Source organism: bacterium (assembly GCA_035559435.1).
GTDB lineage: Bacteria > Zixibacteria > MSB-5A5 > WJJR01 > WJJR01 > JACQFV01.
Map to the genome: position 1 here is coordinate 1 of DATMBC010000103.1, position 17,325 is coordinate 17,325.

Below are 17,325 nucleotides of genomic sequence, written 5' to 3' on the forward strand. Positions count from 1 at the left end.
GGCCCGATCCGCAGACATTTGCAAATAACTGGCGAAAGTATGAGGCGGTCAATTTCACCGTCTACACGCCGGCCAATTCGCCCCGTCCCCGCCGCGGGATCGAGGCCTTCGGCAAGGCCTGCGATGACACCTACGATTACATCGCCAAGCAGCTGAAACTGAAGATCGACGATGACATCGGCATCTATTTGTTCACCACCACCGAAGACTGCGAGGCGGCCACCGGACGTCCCGCCAGTTTCGTCGACGGGCTGAACATCTACACCCGGCTCGGTGCGCCGATCGGCGGGCTGGTTGCCGAGGCCATGTGCAACACCATCGACCGCGAGGCGGCGTCGTTCCCGCTGATTCGCGATGGCATCCGCAACCTGTTCGACGAGCGCGATCGCAACATCCACTACGAAGCCCTCGGGTTGCGACAGAGCCGCGATTGGCCGACGCTGGAGGACCTCCTTTACCGCCAGTCGGCCAGCGACCCGGAGGTGTACAAGTACGCCAGCGCCTCGTTTGTGGCATTTCTGATCCAGCGCTACGGCACCGACCAGTTCAAGATGCTCTGGCGCAGCGCGCTGGAGCTGCGTCCCTCGATCGAGAAGATCTACGGCGGCACAATCCCGCAGATGGAAGAGGAGTGGTTCCGAATCCAGGATAAACTGGCCAAACGCACCTGAGCGTGTGATTTTGGCTCGCCCCGGAACCGCGTTGGGGGACTCTCGCCCGCCGCGCCCGACGGCGTCGGTGTGCCAGAATCAGCCATTCCGCCGTTCCGCGTGTACAACCTGTCAAAAGAGGTCAGACTTTGACAGGGAATCGAGGCCCATGTCGCGCCCGAAACGGCAGACACGGTGTGAAATAAATGGCCCGCTCAACTGTAAGAGATTCGGGGAGTGGTAACTGGTGCGCCTGGTGAACCCGACCGAGCCCGACGTTCCGGCGCGCATCAACCCGATGCGCGTGTGGCGCTGGGGGTTTTCCGCCGTGCTGATTGGTGTCGGGCTCTGGCTGGTCGCCACGGCACCGACGATCGGCGGCGCCTCGGGACGGACGCTGGGTTGGGTCATCATGGGGTATGCGCTGGTTCGGCTGGCGCTCGGCTGGCTGTCTGATCGCGGGAAGTCGCGAATTTGACAAAGGCGGTGAGAGCCATGGCGGAGAATCCGCTTGACTCGAGGTGCAAAATCGGGAAAAATACAGGTCTTATGTACGCCGGGGGTCCAAGGGGTCATAGCGTGAAGGCGTTGAAGCACATGGCCCGGAGTCTGTGCCTTGCCATCCTCGTGTTCGCGACGGCTCTGACGGCGTGGGCGGTCAAGTCCGATCTGGTGCCTGTCCGGGCCGCGGTTGAGGCCGGCGACTACGACAAGGCCATGGAGCTGCTCCAGCCGCTCATGAATTCCGGAGAGCAGTCGGGCGAGGCCTACTATCTCCTGGGCGTCATCCACTATGGCAAGGGGCAGTGGGCCGAGGCCGAGAAGGCGTTGGCCGAGGCGGTCACCAAGAAGCGCTACGATGATCACGAGGCGCTGGTGGCCTACGGCAAGGCCCTCATCAAGGCCGGCAAGCCCACCGAAGTCGCCCCGCTGCTTGAAAAACCGGTCGCCAAGACCAAGGACCCCAAGAAGGCCGCCGCCCTCAAGTATGTCCTTGGGCTGGCCGAGATGGCCAACGGCAACTACTCCAAAGCGCAGGAATGGCTTCTGGGCGCGCGTGTCGACGATGAGGAGAACCTCGTCTACCGCGAAGCGCTGGGCGACGCCTACCAGAAGGGCCAGATCTACCCCTTGGCCAAAAGCGAGTACGAAGCGGTGCTGGCTGCCGACTCGACCCGCGTCGATTTGATGTTTCGGATTGCGCAGACCGCCTACCAACAGAAGCAGCTGAGCGAGGCGCGGCCGCTGCTCATTGAAGTCCTCAAGCGCGACTCGACCTTCGAGGAGGCCTACTTCCTTCTGGCCAACATCTACATGATCGCGGCGCAGAGCAAATCGGGTGGCGACCCCGTTTCGCAATACAAGGCGGCGCTTTCGTTGTATCGAAAGGTGCGCGAGGTCGATCCCGAGGTGAATCCGGTTCTGGTCGCCAAGAACATTGCCACCGTCTACTACCTGCTCAACGCCCACGATTCAGCCATTGTGGAGTTGCAGAACGCCATCAACACCGGCGCGAAGGACCCCGAACTGTATTTCTACCTCGGCCGGTCGAACATGCTGCTCAACAACTACCAGGCCGCCATCGATGCCTTCGTGAAGTATCGCGAGCTGCGCGAGGCCGAGGATCCGCCCTACCAGTGGACCAAGTCCGACGCCGAGTTGTTCTGGCGCACCGCCGTCTGCATGGAGGCGCTGAAGGACACCAGTCTCGCGCTGCAAATCGCCGAGAACTACCGACGGGCCGCCGAGCTGGACCCGGAAGACACTCGTTCTGTCGGCGGGCAGGCGATGGCTCTCTACAACGCCGGTCGCTATCCGGAAGCCGCGGTCGAGTTTGAGAAACTGGTTCAATCTTCGCCGAACGATCCGCGCGTCCTGTTTAACGCGTCATTGCCCTACCTGAAGATGGAGAACAGTGGCCGCGCGGTGGAGCTTTTGCTGAAGGCCGCCGAGGTCGACACCTCCGCGGAGGCCTCCTACCGCGCCCGCGCCTACAAAATTGCCGGGCCGATCCTGATCCGGCTGAGCCGGCCGGCCGAGGCGCAGAAGTGCTATCGCTGGCTGGTCGAGCGCGAGCCCGATGTCTGCGACCATCGCCAGTGGTATGGCTTCAGCCTGTTCTCCACCCGGGATTACATCGCCGCGTTGCCGCACCTGAAGCGCGCCTACGAGTGCCTCAAGAGCAAGCCGGAGTGCGACAAGCAGCTCAATGAGGTGCGGTGGTGGTACAGCTACGCGCTCAATGAGAACGGTCAGAAAGAAGAAGCCTATAAACTCCTCGAATTGGTCGTCAAGTGCTCGCCCCAGCATGCGGACGCCAAGAGCCTGATGAACCGGATCGACGAGGAGACGGTCGAGTAGTCCCGGGTCGGAGGAATTCCCCTCCCGGACCCGCCTTCACCACGGATAGAGGACATGGCCCAACCCACGGAGACGCCGCGCAGCGACGGCGGCATTAAAATGGAAGACCGCTACCGTTATATCGGTTTCCAGGTCTTTCCGAAGAAAATTGAGCCCTTCTGGAAATCGGAGGCCGAAGCGCAGCAGTATGTCGCTAAGGTCAAGACCGGGCTGGGCGAGTCGGTGCTCTACCGGGAGTCGTCGCTTCTGGAGCAGGAAGCAATGGGCAAGATCGACCGCTGGGTGTTGTCGGCTGCCGGGGCCCTCATGGTTCTGACCGTGGCATTGCCTTGGGTGGGGTACCGGACCAGCGCGGGGACGGATTTTTCGATGTACTGGCCGGACGCGCTTGGGGCGCTGTTGGGCGGGCTCGGCACCGCGTTTTCCGCCGGGCTGGCGGTCGGTCTGTCGGCGTTGCTGGCGCTGGTGGTCATGCTCGGCGCCCCGGTGCTCGGCGCCTGGACGGTGGTCATGGTCTGGCGCAAGGCCCGGACGCCTGAGCAATACTTGATCGGGCTGCGCACGCCGTTGAAGCTGTCGTACTATGTCTTCTTTGCCGGCGTATTGATCTTTCTGCTTTCGCTGATCGGCGGGCACATCCCGGGGTTTGAGTCCTGGGGATTGATCGAGGGGCCGGAGAAATACAACACCGCGGCGCTCTTCATGGTCCTTTCGCTGGGGGGCTATCTGGCCGTGGCCGGCGCGCTGATCTGCGCCGTCAAATCGGGAGATCTCTAAAACCATCCGGACAGCAGGGTTCGTCCGGAGAGACGGGGAATATTCAGACAAGGCGTCGGTGATCGGCCTTCGACTCACATGGCGCCGGATGGTTCATCCGTAAGGAGGAGAGTGTGAAGCAGGGGTTGTTTGTGACCGTGGTCCTGGTCGTTGCCCTGGCCACCGGTTTCATCATCTGGAGCCAGCTGCCGGCCTATCTGAAGGAAGGCGGCCCGCTGGTGGCGATTCTCATCGCGTTGGCGGTCATGCTGGTGGCGTTCATTCTCGAGCGTCTGTTCACCCTGCGCAAGGCGCGCGGGCAGATGTCGATCCAGGCGTTCTTCAAGAAAGTGGTCGAATCGTTGTCGGCCGGCGACTTCAAGGCCGCCATGGCCGCTTGCGACAAGCAGCGCGGCTCGTGCGCCAACGTGCTCCGCGCCGGTGTGGAGCGCTACACCCAGGTCAAGGATGACCGGACACTGAACACCGACAAGCGCATCGAAGAGACCCAGCGCGCCATCGAGGAGGCCAACGCCCTCGAGGTGCCGCTTCTGGAGCGCAACCTGATCGCGCTGTCGACCATCGCCTCGATCGCCACCATGGTGGGTCTGTTGGGCACGACGATCGGCATGATCCGCGCGTTCAACGCCACCGGCCACGCCGCGGGCGGCGTCATCGACGCCACCTCGCTGGCGACCGGTATCTCCGAGGCGCTGGTCAACACAGCCGGCGGCCTGTTCAACGCGATCATCGGCATCGTGGCGTACAACTTCTTCGTCAACAAGGTGGATAGCTTCAATTACACGATCGACGAAGCGTCCTATGAGGTCGTCCAGCTTCTCAAGGCGCGCGAGGCGCGTGGGGCGGGTAACTAAGTCATGCTGAAAAAGAGCAAACGGCGGGTGGGCGTCGTCATCGACATGACGCCGATGGTCGATATCGCCTTCCTGCTGTTGATCTTCTACATGACGACCACGCAGTTCAAGCCGCCGGAGCAGAAGTCGGTGGTGCTGCCGATGTCGTCATCGCAGCGCGACCTGCCGAAGAAGAACTTCATCACCATCACCGTGACCAAGGACGACTCGGTCTATGTCGACTTGATCATGATGACCAAGAAGTTCGACCCGCAGGTGGGCGACTCGATCGAAGTGCCGTCGCGCGAGTACTCGGTGGCCACGCCCGAAGGCGTCGCGACCGAGATTCAGCGGATGCGCGCCGAAGCGCTCAAGCGCCGGATCGGCAATCCGTTCCTCGTGCTCAAGGCGGACAAGGATTGCTCCTTCGGCACGATTGACAAGGTCATGAAGTCGATGCAGGCGGAGAACTTGACCAGTTTCCAGGTTGTCACCGACCTGGATCCGTCGGTCAATCGTCGCGCCGTAAACACCGGCTCTTAGTCCATGCAGCCGGGATGATCGGCCCGGCTTGCGTGTATAAACCATTGGGACCGTGGACGGTCCCCCAGTGAGGCCCGACAATGGGTGCCGTTGATGTCGCCGCGCCAAGTGGCGGCAAACAAAAGAAGGGATTGCGACGTCCCAAGCGCCGTATCGGCATTCGCATCGATATGACGCCGATGGTCGACATCGCGTTTCTGTTGCTCATCTTCTACATGGTCTCCACGATCTTTGCCGAGCCGCAGGCGATGGAAATCAACCTGCCGCCCAAGGAAGCCGAAGAGACGGAGATCAAGACCAAGCAGTCCGAACTGCTGACGCTGCGCGTCTCCCGTATCGGCGACGAAGATCGCATCTTCTGGTCGATGGGCACCGAGAAACCCGACACCGTCTCGCTGGCCGGGCTGCCGCAGTTGCTGCAGTCAAAGGTGCGCGAGATCCCGGGCCTGATCACGGTGGTAAAGATCCACAAGGACGCGAAATACAACAGCATGGTCGGCGTGCTGGACCGCATCGAACTGGTGGAGTACCGCTTCCGCGAGGCGCAAAAACTCGCCAAGGAGCGCGGCCAGCTCCCCCCGGACGAGAAGGAGTTCTCCTACAAGTTTTCGATGGCGCCTTGGACCCGTCTGGACACCAAGATGATCGCCGAAGTGACGGGCCAGACCGCCCCGGAGGAGGGATCCTAAGTGAACAATCCGTCAACCGGAACGATCACGCACACCTGGTATGGCGCGTTTGAGCTGAAGCGCCTTTACCAGCGCCATCTCGGGCTGGGCGTGATGTGGGCGTCGCTGTTCTGCCTGGCGCTCATGGGGCTCTTCCTCTTCTACCAGTGGATGAAGGCGCGCGCCAACGACGATATCGTCGCGCAGAGCGTGGTGATTCGTTCGCTGTCCGAAATTGCGCCGCCGCCTTCGCTGACCGCCGCCAAGCCGCAGCTGAGCGTGGCCGAGCCCAATATCGCCCCGCCGTCGATCGGTATTCCGACCCCGGTGCCCGACGAGGAAGTGGTGGAGGAAGTGCGGTTTGCCACCCGCGAGGAGCTGGCGCAACTGTCCGCCCCGATCGTCAGCGCCGATGACGGCAGCGGCGGTTCGGATGTCGTCGTCGATATCCCGCTGGAGGATTACTTCCCGGCTCCCGATGAGTTCGTCGCGGTGCAGGAAATGCCCACGCTGATCAAGGAAGAAAAGCCGGTGTACCCGGAAGTGGCGCTGTTGACCAACCGCGAGGCCACCGTCTGGGTCAAGGCCCTGGTCGACAAGGAAGGCAAAGTCCGCGAGGCCCGGATCGCCAAGTCGTCGGGGATGAACGTCGGTTTCGATGAGGCGGCGCTGGAGGCGGCCTACAAGAACATCTATAAGCCGGCCATCCAGAACGGCCGCCCGGTTGCCATCTGGGTCACGTACCCGGTGGAATTCAAACTGAAGTAACTGGCTCCGAACATGAAGCGCTCGTGCCCTGCGGGCGCGGGCGCTTTTGCCTGCCCTCCGGACGTTTACGCCGGATTCCTCACCTCCGGATTGCGATCTAAATCGACAGCGGTCCGCGCCGCGCGGACCCGGATTGGGGGTGCGTTATGGCCAACACATTGATTGGCACCAGGCCCGACTATGGCGCCTGGGAACTGAAGCGCGTCAATCAGCGTCACATGCTCCTGGCGACAGTGCTGGCGGTGACCGTGTATGCCGGCGCGTTCGCGGGGATGTTGCTTTATCGCTATCTGGCGATTGGCGAGAAGGCGGCGACCATCCCTCCGGACACGGGGACGATCACTGTCGACATGTTTCCGACTCCGACGATGGTGCATCGGTCGCCCGTGTTGGCATCAGCGCCCCAGGCCGCCCTGCCCACCATCGGCATCCCGGTCCCGGCGCCCGACGAACAGGTGACCGAGGCGGTGCGTTTCCCGACCCAAGCCGAACTGACCGAACTGTCGATGGGCAATCTGCCGGCCGGGATGAACGATGGAGCGATTGTGCTCGACTCCGTCGCGGTGAACCTGGGAGACTACATCCCGGAGCCGGGCGAGTTTGTCGCCGTCGAGGAGCTTCCGCGGCTTGTCCATGTCGAGCCGGCGATCTATCCCGAGATGGCGCGTCTGACCGGGCGCGAGGGGTCGGTCACGGTCCTGGCACTGGTGGGCATCGACGGCACGGTGCGCCGGGTGCGGATCGCGAAGTCATCCGGTACCAGCGTCGGCTTTGACGAAGCCGCGGTGGCGGCGGTCTCCCAGTATCGCTTCCGCCCGGCGATCCAAAACGGCCGGCCGGTGAACGTCTGGGTCTCGCAGCGGATTGATTTCAAACTGCATTGAATGAACGGTCAACCAACAAACCCCCGCCTCACGGGGGTTCTTTGTGTTCAGGCCACGTGATTGACTTGAGCGTGACCGTCGGGTTGCACTTTGGATTGACCCGACCGGCATGGCCGCGCCGCCCATCGTTGTTGTGCGGGCCGTGGTGATTAACTCAATGCGCAAGGCCACGGGTCAAGCGCCGACATGAGTGTGCACTTGCCTTGGTCACCCTGTCCGGCAAAGCTGGCGAGGCAGGCCGATCCCATCGCATCGATGAGACCGGCCGAAGGGATTGCCCGCGCTGGAGCGGTTCCGGCAAAGACATGTGCTTTTCCGGATCGACCGTGTTAAGCTGCCCATAGTATATTGCCCGGAACGGCATTGCTTACGCAACCGGCATACGAGCATCAGCACGCCCCGGGATCCTGGATCAATGGCGCATCTTTTTCCATCGCGGTTGAGTGAGCGTTTCTCGGCCAGCCGGTCCGCGGCGGAGAGAATGGTGTTTGAGAAGTGCCAACGCGAATTGGATGGCGACCTCCATGTATTCCACGACCTGGCTTGGGACGATCCATCCCTTCAGGAGAGCAAGACGGCCGGGCAGATCGATTTTGTCGTTGTTCATCCCCTGCGAGGCATCATTTGTCTGGAAGTGAAAGGAGGGCGATGCCGCTATCACGCTGACACGCGCACCTGGGAGACCATGGACCGTGATGATCGGACCGTCGAGATCGCCGATCCATTCGATCAGGCGCGTGTTGCCGCGCGCGTGCTGGTCAAACTCCTCCAGCGACAACCGGCCCTCAAAGGCCAATTCATACCGGTGGCGAGCGCGGTCGCATTTCCGGACTGTGTGCTGCCCCGGGACCGCGCATTGCGCGCCGACATACAGAAATGGCAGATTCTGAATCAGGACGACCTCTTCGATCTGGGGACAGCGATTGACCGTGTTCTTGACGGCGCGTTCTCCCGAAACGTCATGCGGCGCGATCACGGACTCCGACTTGTCGAGGGCGTGAAGGCTTTGTTTGGAACCAGGGATATCGAAGGGCATGCCCCCCTCGCATCCCGGATTCGCGCGGCCGAGGAGCGATTGGTGCGTCTGACCGAGCAGCAGAAGAGGATTCTCGATGCCCTGCGGCTGCAGCGACGGCTCCTCATCAGGGGGTGTGCGGGCTCCGGCAAAACGATCCTGGCGGTCCACAAGGCGCGTTGTCTGGCCGAAGAGGGAAAGCGCGTGCTGCTGACCTGCTTCAACATCCCGCTCGGTCACCATCTGCGCCGGATGACCTCGGACCACGAGGGCATTATCGCCGGCCCCTTCCTGGAGTTATGTGTCAATTGGTTGCGGGAGGGCGGCGAGGTGGAGGCGCATGCGCACGACGACGAATGGTGGTCAAGCACCCTGCCGTCGCTGGTGGCCGACCGGCTAAATCAGATTCCCTTCAGATTCGATGCCATTGTGGTGGATGAGGGGCAGGACTTCAGGGAAGCGCACTGGACGTTAATCGAGCTGCTGCTCAGTGACCCGGACGGCGGCGCGCTGATCGTGTTTGCCGACCAGGGCCAGAACATCTACTCCGGCTGGGACAAGTATCCGATGATGCCGGCCCCGGTCATTCTTGATCGCAATGTTCGCAACACTGATCCGGTGTTTGCGATCGTAAAGCCGCTGTGTCCTCCCGGGGTGGACATGCTGTCCAGCGGCGTGGAAGGACCCGTGCCCCGGTTGGTGAGATACTCCGACAATGGTCACATGTTGACGATGATCGAAGCCGTGCTGAGCGAGCTGGTCAGGGAGTCTGTATCGATATCGGATGTTGTCGTTCTGGGCACGAGGGGCCAGGCGAGGACGGCGCTGAAGTACGGATCGAAGATCGGGCCGTTCACGCTTGTATCGGAGCGACGTGATTCGCGCGACCTCCTGGCGATGACCGTCCAGCGTTTCAAAGGGCTTGAACGCCGGGCGGTGATTGTCTGCGAGCTTGACAGCGCGCAAAAAGTCGACGATCTCCTCTATGTCGCGGCGACCCGCTCCTCAGCGCTTCTGTACATACTGGCGACTGATGAGGCATACCGACGACTCTGCCGTCTGCCGCTCAGGCAGAGTGACATCCAGGCCTGAACCGGCGGAGGCCCGTCGCGAAAGGCGGGAGAATCTCCGTGCCAATGACGGAAGCGAGAACGTCCGGCCTCCCGTAACGTTTGGGAGGGAGAGCTCTCACAGGCGATCCGCCGTGCCGATTACAACACATGCTTCGTATCCGCGCGGGCGCATGCCTGCAGGTGCGGGGTTGACTTGAGCAAAACTGTCGGGTTCCTTATCAGTCTGTCTTGGAATCCGACAAAGAGAGTATCATGCCGACCAAACGATTGAACAGTGTGCTTGAGGCCATCGGCTGGACCCCGATGATCCCGCTACACCGCGTGGCCTCCGGTCTGGCCATGCCGCTTCTGGCCAAAGTCGAGTTTCTCAACCCCGGCGGTTCGGTCAAGGACCGGATGGCCCTCCACATCCTGAACAAGGCCGAAAAAGACGGCAAACTGAAGCCGGGCGGGGTGATCGTGGAGAACACCTCGGGCAACACCGGCGTGGGCGTGGCGATGGTCGCGGCGGTGCGCGGCTACAAGGCCATCTTCACCATGCCCGACAAAATGTCGACCGAAAAGGTCAACCTGTTGAAGGCCTATGGCGCCAGGGTGGTGGTGACCCCGACCAATGTCCCGGCCGACTCGCCCGATTCGTACTACGAGACCGCCAAGCGCATCGCCCGCGAGACGCCCGGCGCCTTCATGCTCAACCAGTACCACAACGAGGACAACATCGACGCCCACTACCGCTCCACCGGCCCGGAGATCTGGGAGCAGACCGAAGGCAAGATCGACTGCCTGATCGCCGGTATCGGCACCGGCGGCACGCTCTCCGGTTCGGCGCGGTTCCTGAAAGAGAAGAATCCGAAAATTCAGATTGTGGCGGTCGATCCGGAGGGGTCGATCTTCTACGATTGGTTCAAGTCGAAGACGATGGCCGAGCCGAAAGTCTACAAAGTTGAGGGCATCGGCGAGGACATGATCACCGGCGCGATGGACTTCTCGGTGGTCAATGACATGGTCCGAATCAATGACAAGGAGAGCTTCCTCTACGCGCGCCGTTTGACGACCGAGGAAGGGCTCTTCGCTGGCGGTTCCTCGGGCTCGGCGGTGGCGGGCGCGATCAAGTACCTGACCGCCCATCCGGAGTACAAATGCCCGGTCACGATCCTGCCGGATTCGGGCACCCGCTACCTGTCGAAGATCTACAACGACGAATGGATGCGCGACAACGGCTTCCTCGAAGAGCCGGTGCGTCTCGGCACGGTCAAGGATGTCATCGCCGGCCGTCCGAAGCCGGTGGTGACCGTGACCACCGATCAGCCGGTCTTCAAGGTGGTCGAGCTGATGAAGGCCAACGACATCTCGCAGATGCCGGTGATGGAGGATGGACGGCTGGTCGGCGTGATCAGTGAGGCCGATCTGTTGCGCCACATGATGTCCGGCACGCATCGGATCGTGGAGCCGGTCGGGCAGGTGAACCGTCATCCGGCGCGCACGGTGGCGCTGGACACGCCGCTGGGTGAAGTCGCGGCGGCGTTCTCCACCGGCGGGCATGAACTGGCGGTGGTGGTCGACGGGGAGACGATCAAGGGTGTGGTCACCAAGATCGATCTGCTGGATCACTTGGCGAAGACTCTGAAATGACGCCGGGTGCAAGGGGCTGAACACCCTTGTCTCGCGATGAGGGAAAGGGATCAATTGTGAGATTCGAGACATTGGCGATTCATGCCGGCCAGGCGCCGGAGCCGCAGACCGGGGCTATTGTGGTGCCGATTTACCAGACCGCCACCTATGCGCAGCCGGCGATCGGCCAGCATAAGGGATACGAGTACTCGCGCACGCACAATCCGACCCGCAAGGCGCTGGAAGAATGCCTGGCGGCGCTGGAGCATGGCAGGTATGGGCTCGCCTTCGCCTCGGGCATGGCCGCCACCTCGACCACCATGGCGCTGTTCAACAAGGGCGATCATGTGATCTGCGGCGATGATGTCTATGGCGGCACCTACCGTGTCTTCGAGAAGGTCTTCCGTCCCTGGGGCCTCGATTTCAGTTTTGTCGACACCACCGATCTGGCGCAGATCGAGAAGGCGATCAAGCCCACGACGCGCATGATCTGGCTGGAGACGCCCTCCAATCCGCTGTTGAAAGTGAGCGACCTGCGCGGTGTGGCGGCGTTGGCGAAAAAGCACAACCTGATCTCGGCGGTCGACAACACCTTCGCCTCGCCCTATTTCCAGCGGCCGCTCGAATTGGGCATCGACATGGTCGTACATTCGACCACCAAATTCCTCGGCGGACACTCGGACACCGTCGGCGGCGCGATTGTGCTCTCCGACGACAGGATCTTCGAGCGGCTCTCGTTTTCGCAGAATGCCATCGGCGCGGTGCCGGGGCCGTTCGATTCCTGGATCACCCTGCGCGGCCTCAAGACCCTGGCGATCCGCATGAAGGCCCACGAGGCCAACGCCATTACCATCGCCCGGCACCTCAGCGCGCACAAGCGCGTGACTAAAGTTCTCTATCCCGGGCTGCCGTCCGACCCATACCACACGCTCGCCAAAAGCCAGATGTCGGGATTCGGGTCGCTGATCTCGTTTTATCTCGACGGCGGCGAGAAGGAGGCGCGGCAGGTTTGCAAGTCCACCAAGGTCTTCTCGCTGGCCGAGTCGTTGGGGGGTGTCGAGTCGTTGATCGAGCATCCCGGCCTGATGACCCACGCCTCGATCCCGAAGGACATCCGCGAGGCGCGTGGCCTGGGCGACAGTCTGATTCGGCTGTCGGTCGGCATCGAGCACATCGAAGACCTGGTGTCCGATCTCGACGCCGCGCTGGCATCGTATTGAGCAATTCGCGATTATTGATTCCCGCGCCGCCCCGCCGCGGCGCGGGAATTCTCATGGGAGGAGGGCCACGAGATGACCAAGATCAAGTACGGCTACTCGGTGAAGACCCGGTTGGCCTATGATGACGCGGTCGCCAAGGTGACCGAGGAATTGAAAAAGGCCGGCTTCGGTGTCCTGACCGAGATCGATGTAAAGGGAACGTTAAAGAAGAAGCTCGATCTCGACTTCCGCCGCTACGTGATCCTCGGCGCCTGCAATCCCGTGCTCGCCTCGCGCATGCTGGCCGAGGAGATCGAAGTCGGTCTGCTCATGCCCTGCAATGTGATCGTCTATGAAAACGACGATCACACGGCCACCGTCTCGTTTCTGTCCCCGCGCGCGATGTTGTCGGTGACCGGACGGGATGATCTGGTGGCCACCGCCGACGAGGCGGAGAAACTGATTTCCGGTGTTGCCGCGAACCTGGCCTGACATGCCGCGGGAACCCAGAGGCGGCCTCCGTGGTTAACCGACCGCCAATCACATCGGGAGGCCGTCATGAACGCCATGCCGCAAGCCCATGACCATCATCACGATACGGGCCCGCCTCCGGCCCCGTCCGCCACGCCGTCGCAGTCCTATCCGGTGATGGGGATGCACTGCGCCAGTTGCGTTAAGACCGTCGAAGAGGCGATTGCCGCGGTTCCGGGCGTTGAGTCAGTTTCGGTCAACCTGGCCACCAGCAAGGCGACCGTGACCTTCGATCCGCATAAGGTGCACCCACAGGATCTCGCGACGGCGGTCAAGGATGCCGGATACACGTTGCTTGTGCCCGAGGACAAACCCCGCACGGATTCGCACGGCGACCATGCCGGCATGACCGATCACTCGGCGCACCTGTTCGAGGGGGCGCAGGCCGAAGAACTGGCCGACTACCGCCGGCGCACGATCATTTCGGCTGCTTTGACCCTGGGCATCATGATCGTCGGGCTGGGGCACATGCTCGGCGGCCTGATGCGGGTGCCGTGGCATGGCGATCCGCGTCTGGAATTGCTGCTGGCCACACCGGTAGTCTGGTGGGCGGCGCTGCCGTTTCATCGCGCGACCTGGGCGGCGGCGCGCCACTTCCGCACCGACATGAACACCTTGATCAGCGTGGGCACGCTGATCGCTTACACCTACAGTCTGGTTGTCACCCTCTGGCCGTCGGTCTTCTCCGCCGATGGCGCGCATCCGGCGGTCTACTTTGAGACCGCCGCGATGATCGTGACGTTGATCCTTGCCGGACGCTGGATGGAGGCGCGCGCCAAAGGCAAGGCGCGGGCGGCGATTCAGGAGTTGCTGAACCTGCGTCCCGCCACCGCACGTGCCAAGCGCAACGGCGAGTTTGTCGATGTCGATGCCGCCACATTGGTCCGCGGTGATGAAGTGCTGCTGCGTCCCGGCGAACGGGTCGCCGCCGACGGCGTGGTGATCCTTGGCGGCTCGTCGATCGATGAGTCGATGCTCACCGGGGAACCATTGCCGGTCGCCAAAGGAATCGGCGACACCGTGACCGGCGGCACGCTCAACACCACCGGCTCGATCACCTACCGGGTGACACGCAGCGGCGCCAATACGACCCTGTCGCAGATTGCGCGTCTGGTCGAGCAGGCGCAGGGCAGCAAGCCGCCGATCCAGAAGCTGGTTGATCGCATTGCCGCGGTCTTTGTCCCGGCGGTGTTTGCGATCGCCGCGCTCACCTTCCTGGTCTGGGCTTTCATCGGGCCGGAGCCGCGTTTCCTGCTGGCAATGAAGGCCGCAGTCGCGGTCCTGATCATCGCCTGCCCCTGCGCACTGGGGCTGGCCACACCGGCGGCGATCATGGTCGGCACCGGGCGCGGCGCGCAGCTGGGTTTGCTGTTCAGGAACGCCGCCGCGCTGGAATCCTTGGCGCAGATTGACACGGTCGTGCTCGACAAGACCGGCACTGTGACCGTGGGCGAACCGGCGGTGGTCGGGGAATGGGTTTCCCCCGAGATCGACCCGCGCGAGTTCTGGGGTGTGATTGCGGCGATGGAGGAGCGCTCCGAGCATCCGCTGGCACAGGCGATTTCGCGCCGCGCCGGCACCGAGGAGGCTGACACAGTCGCCATCGCTGATTTCGCCGCTGAATCCGGGCAGGGCATTTCGGCGCGTGCGGGATCGTCGCGCTGGCGCATCGGCCGTCTCGATGACCGGCGGGCCGCGCTAAAAGCCGACTCACCGCTGGCCCGTGATCTGGCGGCCTGGGAAAGGGAAGGGCATTCGCTGGCGCTGGTTTCGCGCGATGATGCGGTGGTCGGCGCCTTCGCCATCGGCGACCGGATCAAGCCCGATGCCGCCGCCACCATCCGTCGGCTCAAGTCGCATGGCTGGCGGGTCATCCTGCTGTCGGGCGACCGACGCACCGCGGCGGAGCATGTCGGCGCGCAGATCGGTGTCGATGATGTGATTGCCGAGGTCCTCCCGCAGGACAAGCATGAAGTGATCAGGAAGCTGCAATCGGCGGGGCACCGTGTTGCGATGGTCGGCGATGGCATCAATGATGCGCCGGCGCTGGCCGCGGCCGATCTGGGCATCGCGATTGGCACCGGCACCGATGTCGCCAAGGAAGCCGCCGACATCACCGTGCTGGGTCATCACGCCGGCGCGATCGCCGATGGCGTCGAGCTGGGCAAACGCACCCTGTCCACCATCCGTGGCAATCTGTTCTGGGCGTTCTTCTACAATGTCGCGGCGATTCCCATCGCCGCCGGGTTGCTCTATCCGTTCACCGGTATGCTGCTCTCGCCGGCGATTGCGGCCGCGGCGATGGCGTTCTCGTCGGTCTTTGTGCTGACAAACTCGCTTCGACTGCGCGCGTTCCGTCCCGTATCTTCCGCCTGAGATGGAGCCACAAACCCCCGCGCCCGCCATTCCCCGCAAAGGGGAGATCGTGGAGTTGGACATTGTGGCGTGGGGGGACCGTGGATGTGGCATCGCCCGCCATGGACGCATGGTCGTACTCACCGACCGCGGGCTCCCCGGCGACCGGATCACCGCGCGGATCGTCAAACGCCGCACCCATCACCTCGAAGCGACACTCCAGACAATCGTCACACCCTCGCCGCATCGCATCCCGGCGCGCTGTGTCCACTTCGGCGAATGCGGCGGGTGCCGTCTGCAGGATCTGGCCTATGATCGCCAGGTGGCCGACAAGGCGTCGCATGTGCGCGACCAGTTGCAGCGCATCGGCGGCATCGATCCGGTGCCGGAACTCGAAGTGATCGGCGCCGACCCGCCCTGGCAGTACCGCAACAAGATGGAGTTCTCCTTCGGCGGGCACCGCGATGGATGCCTGCGTCTGGGACTGCATTCGCAAAACACCTACAGCGACTCCTTCGATTTGCGCGAATGCTGGATCACCGACCCGCGCGCGTCGGAGATCGTCGCGCACACCCGCGAGTTTCTCGCGGAGCGAAATTTGCCGTCCTATGATCCGGTCGCGCACACCGGTTTTTTGCGGTTTCTCGTGGTGCGTTTCGGCGCGCACACCGGCGAGGTCTTGGTCAATCTCGTCACCGCCGACCACCCCTGGCCCGACGCCGAGCAGTATGGCGCGCACCTGCGCGCGGTCTGCCCGTATATCACCACCGCGCTGTGGACCGTGACCTCATCGCGCGCCAATGTCGCCACCGGCGATGTGCGGCGGGCCTTCTTCGGGCCGGGTGTGTTGCACGAACAACTGGGCCCGTTCACTTTCGAAATCGCGCCGACCGGCTTTTTCCAGACCAACACACGCGGCGCCGAGCAACTCTTCGGCAAGGTGATCGAGTGGATCGAAGGGCAGGGGGCACGCATTCTCGACCTCTACTCCGGCGCCGGGGCGATCTCGCTTTTTCTCTCCCGGGCCGCCTCGGAAGTGATCGGGGTTGAGTCGCATGCCGATTCGGTGGCGGCGGCCGAACGCAACGCCGCGCGCAACCGGGTCGGCAACTGCCGCTTTGTCTGCGCCGACACGCTCGACTATCTGCGCGCCGCCCCGGCCGATGAGATCGCCGGCTCGCTGGTGGTGGTCGATCCGCCCCGCGCCGGGTTGCATCCCAGGGTAGTCCGGATTCTGGCGGAGAGCCGTCCGGCACGGATCGTCTATGTCTCCTGTAACCCGGCGGCGCTGGCCCGCGACCTGCAACTGTGGCGGGACGCCTTTCGACTCGTCCGCGTCGCCGCGGTCGACATGTTCCCGCACACTCCCCATGTCGAGGCGGTGGCGTTGCTGGAACGCGTCCCTTGAGCGGGACGGACATTCGGATTGCTTCACGCCCGCCTGCGTTCCATCTTGCCCCCATGACAGATCACCTGTATGCCCCCTGGCGGCAGGAATTCATCCTCGATGCCAAACGGCAGGCAAAGGATGAGGGGTGTATCTTCTGCAAGCCGGAGACCCGCAAGCATGTGCGCGAACTGATCCTGCACCGCGGACAGACCGCGTTTGTCGTGCTCAATCGCTATCCCTACAACGCCGGCCATCTGATGGTGGTGCCGTATCGGCATGTCGCGCTACTGCCGGCGCTCAAGAGCGCCGAGCGTCGCGAGATCATGGATCTGGTCGCCCTCGCCAGCGAGATTCTTGTCGAATTGCAGAATCCCGCGGGGATCAATGTCGGGATGAACCTCGGACGCGCCGCCGGGGCGGGGATCGACGGCCACCTGCATGTGCATCTGGTGCCGCGCTGGGTCGGCGACAACAACTTCCTGCCCGTGCTCTTCGACACACGCGTGATCTCCGTCGACCTGCGCGCCATGCATCGCAAACTCAAAGCCGCCTTCGCCAGGCACACGAAGAGGAAGTAGCCGGGCCGCTCCGCTCCGATTGCGGGCGCTACTGCCAGCAATCGCGCACCGCTTGTCATCCCGATCCGCCGCAGGCGGAGAGGGATCTT

The 17,325-nt window shown here is 63.0% G+C and carries 16 protein-coding genes; all 16 read left to right on the forward strand.

What is annotated here, in order from left to right; all coding sequences use genetic code 11:
- Positions 1–671 (forward strand): hypothetical protein (locus VNN55_11580; GenBank protein HWO58194.1); only part of this gene is annotated, 671 nt, incomplete at its 5' end.
- A gap of 226 nt (positions 672–897) precedes the next feature.
- The gene (locus tag VNN55_11585; GenBank protein HWO58195.1) at positions 898–1,128 is read left to right on the forward strand and encodes a hypothetical protein; all 231 of its coding nucleotides are present in this window, start codon (positions 898–900) and stop codon (positions 1,126–1,128) included.
- Between the two features lie 119 nt (positions 1,129–1,247).
- A complete protein-coding gene (locus VNN55_11590) occupies positions 1,248–3,011 on the forward strand; it encodes a tetratricopeptide repeat protein (protein ID HWO58196.1) in 1,764 nt (587 codons plus the stop codon).
- Positions 3,012–3,065: 54 nt separating this feature from the next.
- Entirely contained in the window at positions 3,066–3,788 is a 723-nt protein-coding gene (locus VNN55_11595) for a hypothetical protein (GenBank protein ID HWO58197.1), read from the forward strand.
- A 113-nt stretch (positions 3,789–3,901) separates the two neighbouring features.
- Positions 3,902–4,642: a MotA/TolQ/ExbB proton channel family protein gene (locus VNN55_11600; GenBank protein ID HWO58198.1), complete on the forward strand. Its 741-nt coding sequence runs from the start codon at positions 3,902–3,904 to the stop codon at positions 4,640–4,642.
- A gap of 3 nt (positions 4,643–4,645) precedes the next feature.
- Positions 4,646–5,164, forward strand: a complete 519-nt coding sequence (locus tag VNN55_11605) for a biopolymer transporter ExbD (protein ID HWO58199.1) — start codon at positions 4,646–4,648, stop codon at positions 5,162–5,164.
- Positions 5,165–5,244: 80 nt separating this feature from the next.
- Entirely contained in the window at positions 5,245–5,853 is a 609-nt protein-coding gene (locus tag VNN55_11610; protein HWO58200.1) for a biopolymer transporter ExbD, read from the forward strand.
- Positions 5,854–6,600, forward strand: coding sequence for an energy transducer TonB (locus VNN55_11615; protein ID HWO58201.1), 747 nt, complete (start codon positions 5,854–5,856; stop codon positions 6,598–6,600). It begins immediately after the preceding gene.
- 146 nt (positions 6,601–6,746) lie between these two features.
- Positions 6,747–7,484, forward strand: coding sequence for a TonB family protein (locus VNN55_11620; protein ID HWO58202.1), 738 nt, complete (start codon positions 6,747–6,749; stop codon positions 7,482–7,484).
- Between the two features lie 415 nt (positions 7,485–7,899).
- Complete coding sequence (locus VNN55_11625) at positions 7,900–9,591, forward strand: NERD domain-containing protein (GenBank protein HWO58203.1); 1,692 nt, start codon at positions 7,900–7,902, stop codon at positions 9,589–9,591.
- 233 nt (positions 9,592–9,824) lie between these two features.
- Positions 9,825–11,204, forward strand: coding sequence for a pyridoxal-phosphate dependent enzyme (locus tag VNN55_11630; GenBank protein HWO58204.1), 1,380 nt, complete (start codon positions 9,825–9,827; stop codon positions 11,202–11,204).
- Positions 11,205–11,260: 56 nt separating this feature from the next.
- Positions 11,261–12,403: a cystathionine gamma-synthase gene (locus VNN55_11635; protein HWO58205.1), complete on the forward strand. Its 1,143-nt coding sequence runs from the start codon at positions 11,261–11,263 to the stop codon at positions 12,401–12,403.
- A gap of 72 nt (positions 12,404–12,475) precedes the next feature.
- A complete protein-coding gene (locus VNN55_11640) occupies positions 12,476–12,874 on the forward strand; it encodes a DUF302 domain-containing protein (protein ID HWO58206.1) in 399 nt (132 codons plus the stop codon).
- 66 nt (positions 12,875–12,940) lie between these two features.
- Positions 12,941–15,289 (forward strand): heavy metal translocating P-type ATPase, encoded by a 2,349-nt coding sequence (locus VNN55_11645; GenBank protein HWO58207.1) that lies wholly within the window; start codon positions 12,941–12,943, stop codon positions 15,287–15,289.
- Position 15,290: 1 nt separating this feature from the next.
- Positions 15,291–16,676 carry a 23S rRNA (uracil(1939)-C(5))-methyltransferase RlmD gene (gene rlmD / locus VNN55_11650; GenBank protein HWO58208.1) on the forward strand — a complete coding sequence of 462 codons (1,386 nt, stop codon included), beginning with the start codon at positions 15,291–15,293 and terminating at the stop codon, positions 16,674–16,676.
- 53 nt (positions 16,677–16,729) lie between these two features.
- Complete coding sequence (locus tag VNN55_11655) at positions 16,730–17,236, forward strand: HIT domain-containing protein (protein ID HWO58209.1); 507 nt, start codon at positions 16,730–16,732, stop codon at positions 17,234–17,236.
- Positions 17,237–17,325: the final 89 nt, after the last annotated feature.

Excerpts from the sequence above, each read along its gene's own strand:
- VNN55_11590 (HWO58196.1), top strand. The coding sequence starts at position 1,248 with ATGGCCCGGAGTCTGTGCCTTGCCATCCTCGTGTTCGCGACGGCTCTG.
- VNN55_11595 (HWO58197.1), top strand. The coding sequence starts at position 3,066 with ATGGCCCAACCCACGGAGACGCCGCGCAGCGACGGCGGCATTAAAATG.
- VNN55_11605 (HWO58199.1), top strand. The coding sequence starts at position 4,646 with ATGCTGAAAAAGAGCAAACGGCGGGTGGGCGTCGTCATCGACATGACG.
- VNN55_11610 (HWO58200.1), top strand. The coding sequence starts at position 5,245 with ATGGGTGCCGTTGATGTCGCCGCGCCAAGTGGCGGCAAACAAAAGAAG.
- VNN55_11620 (HWO58202.1), top strand. The coding sequence starts at position 6,747 with ATGGCCAACACATTGATTGGCACCAGGCCCGACTATGGCGCCTGGGAA.
- VNN55_11625 (HWO58203.1), top strand. The coding sequence starts at position 7,900 with ATGGCGCATCTTTTTCCATCGCGGTTGAGTGAGCGTTTCTCGGCCAGC.
- VNN55_11630 (HWO58204.1), top strand. The coding sequence starts at position 9,825 with ATGCCGACCAAACGATTGAACAGTGTGCTTGAGGCCATCGGCTGGACC.
- VNN55_11640 (HWO58206.1), top strand. The coding sequence starts at position 12,476 with ATGACCAAGATCAAGTACGGCTACTCGGTGAAGACCCGGTTGGCCTAT.
- VNN55_11645 (HWO58207.1), top strand. The coding sequence starts at position 12,941 with ATGAACGCCATGCCGCAAGCCCATGACCATCATCACGATACGGGCCCG.
- rlmD (HWO58208.1), top strand. The coding sequence starts at position 15,291 with ATGGAGCCACAAACCCCCGCGCCCGCCATTCCCCGCAAAGGGGAGATC.
- VNN55_11655 (HWO58209.1), top strand. The coding sequence starts at position 16,730 with ATGACAGATCACCTGTATGCCCCCTGGCGGCAGGAATTCATCCTCGAT.